Source organism: Thermoactinomyces intermedius (assembly GCF_013912365.1).
GTDB classification, from domain to species: Bacteria; Bacillota; Bacilli; order Thermoactinomycetales; family Thermoactinomycetaceae; genus Thermoactinomyces; species Thermoactinomyces intermedius.
The window spans coordinates 18744-31621 of the sequence record NZ_JACETT010000066.1 but is presented as its reverse complement, the minus strand read 5'-3'; the positions used below and the strand labels follow the sequence as shown (position 1 = coordinate 31621).

Here is a 12878-nt window from a genome sequence, read left to right as displayed (position 1 = left end):
AAATATAATATTTTCAAACATGATACTCGGTGGAACGGAAATTTGGTGGTTTGGGATTTGGTTGAGTTTATATTCATTTTTTATTAGAATTTATTCATACAGTTTTTAAATTGTTGAGTTGATCAAAGAAGAGACAGGTGGTTGAGGAGAGTATGAGCAGAGAACCAGTCGGAGCGAAGGAAGATGTGTTGCAGAGAGAGTTGACGCCCGGGCAGTTGACGATGATCGGCCTGGGAAGTGCCATCGGAACCGGACTGTTTATCGGCTCCAGTTTGGCCATTCATTATGCCGGACCCGGTGTCATTGTCAGTTATGCTCTGATTTCTGTGATCGTGTTTATGATGGTGTTTTGTCTTGCCAAATTGTCCATGGAACACCCGACGACGGGCTCATTCGGGATTCATGCGGAAAAATATCTCCATCCATGGTTGGGTTATCTGGTCCGGTATACGTATTGGGCAGCCAATGCCATTGCCATCGGAGGCGAAGCGACGGCTGTAGGGATCTACATGCAGTATTGGTTTCCCGAAGTGCCCCGGTGGATCTTTGTGGTGGCTTTTTCTTTGCTGATTATTTTGATCAATGCCTTGTCAGTCAAAAATTTCGGCATGTTTGAATTCGGGTTTTCCACGGTCAAGGTGACGGCATTGTCGGTCTTTATTGTTTTGGGGTTGCTACTCATTTTTGCTGAACCGGCTGAAAGCATAAACCGGCTGGCCGGTGACGGACAATTTGCCCCCCAGGGATGGTTCGGGATTTGGATGGGAATGGTGATGGCCTCTTTCAGTTTCATGGGAACAGAAATTGTTGCCGTCACGGCCGGAGAAGCCAAAGAACCCCGGCGGGCCTTGGCCAAAACCATGAAATGGATGGCCCTTCGTTTGATTCTTTTTTATCTGCTTTCCATGGCCGTGATGCTGGCTTTGATTCCCTGGCAGCAAATTGGCGGGGAACAGTTGGAACAAAGCCCGTTTGTCAAGATGTTGCAGCTTTTGAACATCCCCTATGCGGCCGGCTTGATGAATTTTATTGTGTTGACCGCCGCTTTGTCGACCATGAATGCCAACTTGTATGCTTGTACGCGGATGATGTTTTCGTTGGCCAAAAGTGAGTTTGCGCCCGAAAAGTTGGGGAAGGTCACCCGAAAAGGAGTGCCGGTTCCGGCATTGATCGTTTCGTCCTTTGGACTGATGATTGCCATCCTGCTCAATGTGACGGATGAGAAAGCCTATCAAACCTTGTTTGGAATTGCGATTTTCGGCGGGATCTTCACTTGGATGATCATCTTTTTAACCTATTTCCGCTATCAGCGATTAAAAACGGCACGGTTTTCACCGGTTGCCATCATCGGGTTTGTCGTGCTGCTTTTGGTATTCATCACCATGTTTTTGCATCCGGCATGGAAATTCGCAATTTATATCGGGCTGGTTTGGGTGATGATTTTAAGCGTCTTTTACGGGCTGCAAAGATGGCGGAAAGCGAAAAAAAAGGGAATAAGCGAAATCAGGCTTTCATAATTTTATAGCGGGTGATGCCAAATTTTGGCATGACCTGCTCTTTTTGTTTGAAGCAGAAAATATAGGATCCGGAAGAACCGGCAGAGAATGGAATAAAAAGGGAAACAAAGATGGAGGTGAACCGATTGCCTGAGTCCCGAGTAATCCGGGAATCATCGGAAAATTGCTATCATTTGGGGGACTTTCCCCGCCTTCCCGATGAAACCGATGATATCGGGAGATTTCGGCGGGCCATTCAAGCAATGCCTTCCGGATCCCGGCTCATGGTTCCGCCCGGCCGTTATTTATTGGAGGGAATTTGCATTCGCAAACCGATCAGCATCTGTTTTGACAAAAAGGCGGTCGTGGAGCCTGTGCACGTCAATGCCCCTTATATTTTGAAATGGGAGGGCGGGACGGGTTACCATGAGTATTGCCTCGCCCATGACTTGAAAAGAGGGGACCGGAGTTTTTGGATTTTGCAAACCCCGTGGGATATAAAAGCCGGAGACATGATTGCGTTGACGGATGATTCCACAAGGTGGTCCGACGGCCAAAAAAATGTGAACGTGGAAGTCCATGAAATCGAAAGTATTCATCCGTCAGAACAAGAATTGCTCCAAGAAGGCCTGAATGAAAAAAGTTGGGCCGGTCCGGTTTGGAATCACCAAAGCACGTTGGGCAGGGAGGCTTCTTTTGCCTGGGATCCCGGGGAATCTGCTTTAAAAATAGAATTAAAACCGGTGACGGAGCCGGGATCTGCTTCCTTCGGACAAAAGGTTTCCGGGATCCGGGAAGGCGAACGGTATAATTTGCAGCTGACGTGCCGGGTGAAGACAAGCCGGTCGGTCACGGGAAGCTGTTATGTCGCTTGGTATGACAAGCGGGATCAATTTCTTTCCCGCTCAAAAGTGAAGGAATTTGACCCGCTGCATTGGCAGACAATCGTGAACGGGAATCTGAAGGCACCTTCCGGTGCGAGTGCGGCGCGGGTGATTGTTTCCGTCCATGCATTAAAGCCGGGGGATTGCGGTACGCTTTGGGTAAAAGGGGTATCCTTTACAAGCGCAGTGACCCGGATGGTCTTAAAAGACCGGGTCCGTCTCCCCAAGCGTGCTTCGGTCCAAAAAAATGTTTACAAGATCAACCCGCTCCGGTCCGTCTGTGTGGAAAATTTTTGTTACCACTTAAAAGAAGGATCCAGCAAAGGATTTGGCATTTTGGCTTTCAATATGCACGGGTTTTCCGTCCGGGGATTGAAAGGGGAAAGAGGGGCGGAATCGGCCATTCAAGTGCAGCGCAGCATGGATGTGACCGTGGAGGATTTTGATGTGCGGGATCCGCAGGTGGTGGGATCCGGTCAAGGATACGGGATCCAGTTCTACGGCGGAAACCGCAAGGTTGTGGTCCGGAACGGATATACCCGGCGGATGCGTCACAGTGTGGATTTCGAAGGGACTTTTGATGCATGGGTGGAGAATGTGGTGGACGAAAAAGGAAAAGGGGCTTCATTCATGATCTCGCATAACGGCTGGTGTTCGGATATCACGTTTACCCGCTGCCGGTCCGTTGACTCCGGTTCGTCGGGATTTGTTGCGGAAGCCCAGGGGGTGAAAGATCCTTACTCCTTGAAGCATTATAATATCCGGATTCTTCATTGCGAATGGCAACGCGCACGCCGTCTTGCCGATCCGGTTTGCTATGGATTCGGCATTTGGCTGAAAGCGCCGGTGACCGGGAAAATCATGCATTTTAAGGCGATGTGCGGAAATGGTGAAAGCCCCACGGCTCTTCAGGACAATGGGGCGATTCGGTTACTCCCTGCCGGCAATGACCTTTGGGTCGGGCACGTGACCGGCGAAGGGTTGAGACGGGGGGTGTTGATCGCTTGTCCGACGGCCGTTCCGGAGCAGGAATACCCGGGAAAAATGGCGTTTCACGATATCTGTTTGCGAAAATGCCGTACCGGCTTTTTGATCAATGACGGTGAGGGGAAAAGGGTGTTTCTTTATGATTTGAAGCTGGATCAAATCGATTCCTGGTTGTTTGAAGGAAACGGGCGGGGCAGTTACGAACAATTTGTTTTGGACGGACTGAAGGTGGTGCGTTCCGGCAACGCCGGCTTGATGCAGTTCAGGCCGCAGCCGGTCCAAGGTTCGGTGCTGAAGGGGAGGATTGCCCGCATTGTGTCGGATCAAAGAGGGGCGTTTTCTTCGCTGAAAAAAAATTGGTCCCTGACTTTAAGCGACTGTTTGTTGAAGGGAGACGGGGAGACCGTTTGGTTTTCGGGAAAAATCAAAAACTCCTGCGCCCGGGGGATTCCGGACGGGATTGTGGAGGGGCAGCGGTTAAAATTGGTTTCGTCCTCTCCGGACACGTTTACGGTGTTTTCGGACAACATCGCGGGTTGCAAGGGACGCGGAATCACCCTGTCTCCCGACAAGCCGTCCGTTCTGTTGGTCTGGCAGGAGAAAAAGTGGATTCCCGTTCAATAAAAATGAGAAAAAATATGTTAATATTTTATGGTGTCTGTATCGGATATTGATCAAAGAATCAGAAATTAGAAAGTGTGAGTGAAATCAAAACAAAGCAAAAAACCGTAGATTTGGACAAATTGGAAGAGACGAGCAAGAATCCCATGGTGAAGGAGTATGGTGTGACTTGGACGTTGTACAAATGTGAGACATGTAAATATTTAGAAGATCGTGGTAAAAGTTTTCGTTGCATTCACCACAAAGGACGTCACTATCCCAGTTGGGATGCTTGCGGCTTATATCGTCCGCGTTCTTAAAACTCTCGCTTTTGGCGAGAGTTTTTCCTTATAAGTAATCCATGACAATTTGTGCGCCGTCGATGGCGGAGCCGGGTTTCCCGACAAGGGTTGCATTGTTTTGCATCTCGTGGAGGGGATCCGGGTGTTCGATCAGATAGGTGAGTTGTTTGGGTAAATGTTGTGGCTGGTCTTCCCGGATGGCCACTTGCTTGTTCAACAAAAAGCGGCTGTTTTTTTCTTCCTGGCCGGGAATCGGTTGGCAGATGACCATGGGAAGCCCGGTTGCCAAGGCTTCCGAACTGGTCATTCCGCCCGGTTTGGTGACGATGAAATCCGATGCGCACATGAAATCGACCATGTTATGCACAAACGGGAAGAGATGAACATGGGAGAGGTTTTTCAGTTCCCGGGATAATTCATCATATAACGGTTGATTGTTTCCGGTGATGATGAGCAATTGATAATTTTGTTTTAAAGGCATGTGTTTTAATGCCTCCAGACAGGAGTAAAACGGCCCGATCCCGCTTCCGCCGCCCATCAGCAAGATCGTAAAGCGGTCGGGGGAGATCCCGATTTGTTTTCGCGCTTCCTTTTTCTCTTTTTGTTCCGTGAAAAAAGCCGGGTTGATGGGAATACCCGTGCTGTAAAGATCGGCCTGGCAACCTTTTTTCCGGATTTTCACCCCGATTTCTTCATGTGCGGTAATATAAAAATCAACAGCGGGATGAACCCAGAAGCTGTGAACGTCAAAGTCGGTCACCACGCCTCCCAACCGAAAGTGTTTGCAGGAAGTATGGCTTTTCAAGTAGGCACAGGCACTCAGGCAAAAGGCATGCGTGCAGATGATCACCCGTGGTTTCAATCCCTCAATGAAGGTCCGGAGTTTATGAGCCACAAATTTTCCCATCGGATCCCGAAACAGTTTGCTGAACCGGGAATCCCATTGATAGCAAGCGCCCCAGAGGTTTGGGGCATACCGCAACGTCTGCAAATAGCTTTTTTTGATCAGTGATTTCAACTGCTTGCTGATCATCGGCAGGATGGAAACGATTTGAACTTCACTGCCCGGATATTCAAGTTCAATCCCCTTTTTTAAAGAGCTGGCGGCGCTGTAGTGACCATAACCGGCAACGGTTTCTGTTAAAATGAGGATTTTGTCCATGGCTCAGTCACGCTCCAAATCCGTTTTAATCCTTCTTTCAACATAAATACCCGCTGAGCAAGCAAAGTCCTTTCAGCCTGAAAAAATTTATCCGGTCCGGCAGGCGGCACCCGGGTTCGAATTCCGCATATGAAGCGACCGGATCCCGGAAGGGACGGGGGCGACATTGGTTCAATCCGTTTTCCGGCAAGGGTTCTTCCCGACGGAGTTGTCCGGACCCGAAATATGTTATTACCTTTCTTTGTATCCATTAAACCGGTGGATCATTGGCAAAAGCGGCCGGGGCGTGGCGGTGAATGCAAATCATGTGTTCTATTTTCTCTTTAACATAGAAAATTATTCAAATAGAAAGAAAGCCGGGGCATAAAAAAAGAACCCTGCAAGGTTCATGGATGCAGGGTTCTGATCGGGCTTTAATCCAACAAAAAGTTTTTGACCTTTTTCAAAAAGCCTTCTTCCTGTTCACTCAGGTTGAGTGCTTTCCATTTGGAAGGGGTGGCATATTTGACTTGCATTTGGAGCATCTTTTTGTTGGAGCCGTCTTTGTTCATGATGTAAAAAGAGCTGGAGTCTTTCTCTTTTTCATTTTTTTCGTTGACGGTGAACAAAATTTGTTTTCCGTCTTCCGACCAAACTGCCCCGGAAGCGGCTTTGTCAAGATCCGCCGTGATGTTTCGGGCTTGTTTGGTGGCCAGGTTCATGACATAAATGTCGGTTTGTCCGTTTTGGCTTTTTTCAAACAACACTGATTTTCCATCGGGCGAAAAATGCGGAGAATACTCAGAGGATTTTGGATCATGATGGCCGGTTAAGGGCGAAATCTGGCTGCCGTCGGCGTTCATGATGTAAAGGCCGGTATTCCCGTCTTTATCCGTGGAATGGAAAACGATTTTTTTCCCGTCCGGAGACCAGTCCGGGCTGGAATGAAAGACTCCGTCTTCGGCTTTGGTCAGCTGTGTCACTTTTTTGTTTTCCAAGTCGATGGTGTATAAGTTTCCGTCGCTCCTTGCGAAGACAATTTTTTCCCCGTCGGGAGAAAAGCGCGGGGAAGAATCAAAATGGGGAAAATGGCTGCGGGTGAGACGCACTGCGTTTTTCCCGCTGCTGTCGGCAACATAGACGCTGTCATGTTTAATATAGGTAATCATGTCACCGGAAGGAGAGACATCGACGGAATTTCCTGAAGTGATCCGTTTGGTTTGCAAAGTTTCAGGGTTGAATTGATAAATGCTCTGCGTATGTAAACCGCCACTGAACAAAATGGTGCCGGGTTGTTCTTGATTGGCATAAACAGGCAGAGCAAGTGAGGTGGAAAGAATGAGTGCCCCCATCATCCCTGTTACTTTTTTGGAAACTTTTTTCATGGATTCTCTCCTTTCTGGTACCGCATTTAAAAATTATTATATAGGATTTTTTTATGTTTGCGGATGTTTGTTGCAAAATTTACAAATATTTTTTCTCATATTTTCATTTTGTTTTCATAGAGAAAAATTTTGTTTGATTTCTGTTTATGCATTCGCTAGACTGTGTAAAGAAATTGGAAAGAAAAAGGAGGAAATGCATCGGAAACCGGATGCAGGATGAACATGAAAACGTTCGTGATTTCAGGTCTCAAACCGGAATTTTTCCGGGATATTGAACTGATTGCTCAATTGTTTTTTGAAAAAGTCCGTGTCATTGGCAAGGATGACGAACAAAACGGTGATTATTTTCTGGCTTTTTCCATCCATGAAGGAAAGCCGGTGGAAGTAAAGATCCGGCTCGAAGATTTAAAGAGCCGTCAATGCCATGAATCTTTCCACCAACGTGAAGTGGAAGCGGAAGTGGAAGGAAAGGAATATGTGAAACGGGTCCGGCAAGCGGTGAAATATGTTTTTTTGGAAGTCATGGAAAAAGCGACCGGGATTGATCAGCCTTGGGGAATCCTGACGGGCATCCGTCCGGTCAAATTGTTCCATTCTTTTTTGCAACAAGGCTTTTCCGAAGAAGAAGCGGCGCAAAAAATGCAAAAAGATTATTTGCTGCATCCGGAAAAGACGGAGATTCTGGCGGAAATTGCCCGGCGCCAAAAAAGTGTTTTGCCGGATTTATATGATCTGAACCGGGAAGTCAGCATATATATCGGCATCCCGTTTTGTCCGACCAAATGCGCGTATTGCACGTTTCCCGCTTATGCCATTCAAGGGAGGAACGGAACCGTCGAAGATTTTTTGGCAGGGCTTCATGAAGAAATCAAAGCGATTGGCAAGTGGTTGGAGGAAAAACAGTTGAAGGTGACCACCATTTATTTTGGCGGGGGGACGCCGACATCCATATCCGTCCCGCAAATGGATGGTCTCTTCCGGCTGTTGAAAAAGCACATCCCGCATTATGAAAACGTGCGTGAGTTGAATGTGGAAGCCGGGCGGCCGGACACGTTGGATGAAGCGATGCTGGATCTTTTGAAATCTTGGAACGTGGACCGGATCAGCATCAACCCGCAAAGTTTCAAAGAGGAAACCTTGAAATGGATCGGCCGGCACCACACGGTGAAAGAAACCCTGGACAAATACCGTCTCGCACGGGAGAAAGGATTTACAAACATCAATATGGACTTGATTATCGGGCTCCCGGGAGAAGATATCCAAACGTTCCGGGAAACCCTGAAGACCATGGGGGAATTGAAACCGGAATCGGTGACCGTTCACACTCTTTCTTTCAAAAGAGGTTCAGTGATGACGCAAAACAAAGACAAATATCAAGTGGCCGGGCGCGAAGAAACGAGAACCATGGTGAAGTTGGCGCGGGAGTGGGCCAAAGCCTCCGGATATGTTCCGTACTATTTGTACAGGCAAAAAAATATCCTGGGAAACCAGGAAAATGTCGGGTATGCATTGCCCGGGCAGGAAAACATGTACAACATTATCATTATGGAAGAACGGCAAACGATCATCGGATTGGGATGCGGGGCCGTCAGTAAAATCGTTTCTCCGCATACGGGACGGATCACGCGTTTTTCCAACCCCAAAGAACCCAAGGCCTATATTGATTCCTTTGCCCGCTATCTGGATCAAAAGATCCGTCACTTGGATGAAATCTACGGTCAAACCGGTTCCCTTTAATGGCGGAGGCGAAGAGGGTGTCCCGCCCTCTTTGGCCTTCTGAATCATTCGCAGATCAAACAGGAAAGCCAACGATAAACCCCTTGGCAGTCGGTACCCCGTTTAAATTCCAATTCATAGGTTTTTCCTTTGGTCCTGATTTCCAAGACATTTGCGCGGTTCCAGAACCCTTTGACATACAGCCCGATGCTGTCGATGCGTGAATACGGGATGGAAAGAATCCCTTTTTCCCTTCCGAAAAGGGTCCGGTCGATCAAGACGATCCGCCGGGTGGTCAGGACAACCATATCGAGCAGCAACCCGTAAGTATATATGGTTTCTTCGCCCTCATACAGCCATTTTTGTATTTGTTCCCAATGCTTTGCGGAATTTTCAACACGGTTTTTTTCCATCTTTCCAGCATCCTCCCCTTCATTCATCATAGCCGGAATTTTTCCGTTTCAACCGGTACGACGCCTGACAAAAAAAGATCCACCTTTTTCAAGATGGATCGGACTCTTCGGGTTTTCCGCGATTCATTCCTCTTTCCGGTTTAAACAGGTCACTTTGACACCCAGGACGGCCAACAGGATCCCGATGACGGGAACTGTATAATTGAAAATCGCGTAGGGAGCATATTGAAAGGTGTTCACTCCCAAGGTGGAGGTGATGAAAACACCGCAAGTGTTCCATGGCACCAGTGCGGATGTGACCGTGCCCCCGTCTTCCAGTGCGCGGGACAGGTTTTTGGAATGAAGGTTTCTTTTTTTGTAAGCGCTTGCAAACATACGGCTCGGAAGCAGAATGGAAATATATTGTTCCGCAGCGGTGACATTGGTGACAAAGCTTGAAAGAATGGTGGTTGGAATCAGGCTTTTTGCCGATTTGGCAAATTTCAGGATTTGGTTGACAAGGGCTTTTTGCATGCCGGTGGATTCCATGATTCCCCCGAAGGTCATGGCCACAATGGTCAGGGAGACGGTATACATCATGCTCTCGATTCCGCCGCGGTTAAACAATTCATCGACCCATGCCTGTCCGGATTCAATGGTGTAGCCGTCATGCATGGCACGGATCGCATCGCCGGCCGGATCTCCCTGCACAAAAATCTGGCAGATGAATCCCGCCAAAACCCCTACCGCCAAAGCAGGCAACGCCGGAACTTTTTTGGCCACCAGAAAAATGACCAGCACGGGAACCAATAAGAGCCAGGGCGAAATGACAAAATTTTTTTCCAAAGTGGAAATCATGGTCTGGATATGTTCATCCTGGATGTTGTGGGCGCTGAACCGCATTCCTGCAAAAAAATAGAAGGACAGTGCGATGACAAGTCCCGGAATGGTGGTGTAAAACATGTGCCGGATATGTTCAAACAAATCGGTTTCCGTCACCCCTGAAGCCAAATTGGTTGTATCGGAAAGAGGGGACATTTTATCGCCGAAATAGGCTCCGGATATGATGGCTCCCGCCACGAAAGGAGCCGGAATACCCATGCTGATGCCGATTCCCATGCCGGCGACGCCGATGGTTCCCATCGTGGACCAGGAACTGCCGATCGCAAGGGACACGACACAACAGATCAAACAGATGCTGACCAGAAAGAGGGAAGGGGTGATGATCTTCAATCCGTAATAAATCAAAGAGGCGATAATTCCTCCGCCGATCCAAGTGGCGATGATCAGTCCGACCAGAATGATAATTAACATGGCGGGCAAAGCCAGGCGGATGCCTTGATACATCCCTTCTTCCATATTCTTCCACGAATGGCCGTGGAAGTGTGCGACCCAACCGGCTGTGATGGTGCCGACGATCAGCGGAATGTGGGGGGGTCCTTCAAACCGGATGATCGTAACGGCCATGGTGACGATCATCACCAGAAGCGGGAACAATGCCCAAAGAAACGGAATATCCTGTTGCTTGGAATGCTTCATAATTTTCCTCCTTTTTTTCGCTTTGGATAAATGTTGATTTTTGGGTAATATCTATTAGTTTATAATAAATTAATTCAGAAATAAAATTTAGTTACGATTATTTTGCTAAGTTGTTTTTCTGGGAAAACAGAAAATATTGGAACAATATGATATAAACAAAAAAAGAGGGCGGTTGCCCTCTCGTGTCGGATGGAAGCACAGTTGCGCCGGTTACAACAGGTTGCTGGTGGAGTTGCCGCTTCCACCGCAGATGGTTTGTGCGTCTCCCAAGTTAATCGGGATTTGCAGGTTCAAGTTGATGAGACCGGCACTTTGCGCTCCGGTGGTGGCTCCGTTATTCACCCGGGCTTGGCATCCGCCGCGGCGGCGTCTGCGACGGTGTGGCACAACCACGATGACTTTCTTTCTTCTCGTGCAGCAGGACATACCGCGTCACCCCCTTTCACAAGGATTGCCGGACAAAGACGGGTCGGGAGAAGTGGATGTCAAATCGGGAAGGGAAGGGGGAGAAGACCTCCCCCGGCATCACTCATCAGAGGAGATTGCTGGTCGAGTTACCTCTGCCGCCGCTGAAGGCCTGAGCATCTCCTAAGTTAATGGGTACTTGCACGTTCAGGTTGAGCAAGCCGGCACTTTGTGCACCGGTCCGGGGAGCGTTGTTGACGGATGCACGTGCGCTGAAGGACCGGCGGCGTCTGCGGCGGGCCACAACGACCACGACTTTCTTTCTTGCATGGCAATGCATAAGCCTTGCACCTCCTTTCAGGGGGAATGATCACATTGGATTCGGATTACTCTTTCTTTTCAGAATCCGCAGCGGATTGCTTGGAGGAGAATTGTTGTTTGATTTGCTGTTCAATTTGCTTTTTTTGTTCTTCCGTCACCGGAACTTTTTTCGCGATGACATTGACCAGATTGGGAGCCAGGGATTGCATCAGGGATGCGCCGGTTGTTGTTCCTCCGTTTCCGTTGCCGATGAGGATCGACATCAACAGGTTGACGAGTGCCGTGATGAAATCAGTGAGGATGCCGGTTACATTGCCGACGGCTGCTCTGGCAGAACCGGTGAGGGCTGCGGGCAAAGTCAGGATATAATTGAGAAAATCAATCGCGGTTTGTTGCGCTTCCACTTGTTGGGATTGCGGGACATTTTCCCGGATGGCTTCGTCCAAAATGGCGCGGATTTGTTCCAACTCTTCGGGGGTAAAGGAGTTTTTGCTCATCCTGTTTCACCTCCTTTCAATGGGGTTCACAGAACTTACACGGCATTGGATACCGAGTTTTGGTCGCTTTCATTCAATGATGTGGAATCACCAATATTGACGGGAATTTGGACGATGATATTAATCAGACCGCTGATCGCGCCATCGATGGTCGCGGCGTTGTTGACGGAGCTGTCTGCAGAGGAAGGGCGTGTCGGACGTCTTCGTTTTTTGCGGGGGGAAACGTTTTTTAGCAGAAGCAGTCTGCGGCAGTGCTTGCACAAAGTCGGTTTTTTCTTCCTTTTCCGGAGTTTCCTTCGCCGTCTATAACAGGTCATTGTTTGCGCCTCCTCTCGTCCGGGAGGGCGCCGATTTGTTCCGGTGCAAGACGTCCTGTTGGATAAGTTGCTTAATCTTGTTTTTGGTCCCTGGTTGGAACACTTCTGCCAAATTGATTAAATTCTGCAGTTTTGGGGGGAGTTTTTCATCATCCAGACTTTTGATCAATAAGTTGTATATTTTCATTCTTATGATTTGTTCCATTTGTCCTGAAAGATGATCGAGGTGTTTCCGGTTGCCATTCAATGACGACACCTCCTTGTTTTCAACTGGCATTCTTTGAAGTTACTATAGTATATTATTTGCTCGCAAAAAGGTGATTATATATTTTATAAATAGTTTAGTATCTTGGTAGAAAATAAAGCCGCCTTCCATTCGGAAAGCGGCTTTTCATCAGCCGGGGGTTTCCGTGAAATATTCCGGAAATTCCCGCATAAATGTTTGTACGACTTCCGGATATTCGTTTTCGCTGATTTCGAAGATTTCCTCCCCTGAATATTCAAAAAAGAAAAGGGATTTGTCGGGATGATCCGGGTCATAATACATGGCCATGGTTCGCTGTTGATGGGTGAAGGTGGCGCCCAAAACCGCCAGGAAAGTCCTTCCGTCCATTTCCAGCCGTTGAAAGAAAAGCGGTTCCAGTTCTTGCAAAATCAGATCACTGTAGGTTTCCCCCGGATAACGCAAAACCATTACCTCTTCTTTTTCTTCTTCAATAATATAGATTTCTCTTTTTCGTTCCTTTTTCCACAACAGCAATAAATGCTTGATCCCTTGATGGATGAAGACATATTGATAAGGCGTTTGAAAGCGGATGTTCAATGATTTTCTCCCCTGTTTTTAAAATCGGACTCTTTTTATATTAAAACATGGACGTGCCGGAAACAATGAACCG

General features: G+C 48.0%; 11 protein-coding genes. 3 read left to right on the top strand and 8 right to left on the bottom strand.

The genetic code is table 11. The annotated features are described in order from the left end of the window. Positions 1 to 152: 152 nt before the first annotated feature. Positions 153 to 1517 (top strand): amino acid permease, encoded by a 1365-nt coding sequence (locus H1R82_RS13725; protein WP_181730731.1) that lies wholly within the window; start codon positions 153 to 155, stop codon positions 1515 to 1517. A gap of 125 nt (positions 1518 to 1642) precedes the next feature. Next, positions 1643 to 3991, top strand: a complete 2349-nt coding sequence (locus tag H1R82_RS13720; RefSeq protein ID WP_181730730.1) for a hypothetical protein — start codon at positions 1643 to 1645, stop codon at positions 3989 to 3991. 324 nt (positions 3992 to 4315) lie between these two features. Here H1R82_RS13720 and H1R82_RS13715 read toward each other — a convergent pair whose 3' ends face one another. Then, entirely contained in the window at positions 4316 to 5431 is a 1116-nt protein-coding gene (locus tag H1R82_RS13715; protein ID WP_181730729.1) for an MGDG synthase family glycosyltransferase, read from the bottom strand. A 413-nt stretch (positions 5432 to 5844) separates the two neighbouring features. Then, the gene (locus tag H1R82_RS13710) at positions 5845 to 6795 is read right to left on the bottom strand and encodes a TolB family protein (RefSeq protein ID WP_181730728.1); all 951 of its coding nucleotides are present in this window, start codon (positions 6793 to 6795) and stop codon (positions 5845 to 5847) included. A 222-nt stretch (positions 6796 to 7017) separates the two neighbouring features. On the opposite strand from H1R82_RS13710, the gene H1R82_RS13705 reads away from it, so the two are divergent. Beyond that, a complete protein-coding gene (locus H1R82_RS13705; RefSeq protein WP_181730727.1) occupies positions 7018 to 8532 on the top strand; it encodes a coproporphyrinogen III oxidase in 1515 nt (504 codons plus the stop codon). 44 nt (positions 8533 to 8576) lie between these two features. On the opposite strand, the gene H1R82_RS13700 is transcribed toward H1R82_RS13705, so the two are convergent. From H1R82_RS13700 to H1R82_RS13675, 6 genes are all read right to left on the bottom strand, one after another. Continuing rightward, positions 8577 to 8924, bottom strand: coding sequence for a PH domain-containing protein (locus tag H1R82_RS13700; protein ID WP_181730726.1), 348 nt, complete (start codon positions 8922 to 8924; stop codon positions 8577 to 8579). Between the two features lie 123 nt (positions 8925 to 9047). Then, positions 9048 to 10442 (bottom strand): Na+/H+ antiporter NhaC, encoded by a 1395-nt coding sequence (nhaC, locus tag H1R82_RS13695; protein ID WP_181730725.1) that lies wholly within the window; start codon positions 10440 to 10442, stop codon positions 9048 to 9050. A gap of 210 nt (positions 10443 to 10652) precedes the next feature. Continuing rightward, positions 10653 to 10868, bottom strand: a complete 216-nt coding sequence (locus H1R82_RS13690) for a hypothetical protein (protein ID WP_181730724.1) — start codon at positions 10866 to 10868, stop codon at positions 10653 to 10655. A 365-nt stretch (positions 10869 to 11233) separates the two neighbouring features. Continuing rightward, positions 11234 to 11665 (bottom strand): hypothetical protein, encoded by a 432-nt coding sequence (locus H1R82_RS13685; protein WP_181730723.1) that lies wholly within the window; start codon positions 11663 to 11665, stop codon positions 11234 to 11236. A gap of 35 nt (positions 11666 to 11700) precedes the next feature. Further along, positions 11701 to 11982 (bottom strand): hypothetical protein, encoded by a 282-nt coding sequence (locus tag H1R82_RS13680; protein WP_181730722.1) that lies wholly within the window; start codon positions 11980 to 11982, stop codon positions 11701 to 11703. A 394-nt stretch (positions 11983 to 12376) separates the two neighbouring features. Continuing rightward, positions 12377 to 12805, bottom strand: a complete 429-nt coding sequence (locus H1R82_RS13675) for a hypothetical protein (protein ID WP_181730721.1) — start codon at positions 12803 to 12805, stop codon at positions 12377 to 12379. Positions 12806 to 12878: the final 73 nt, after the last annotated feature.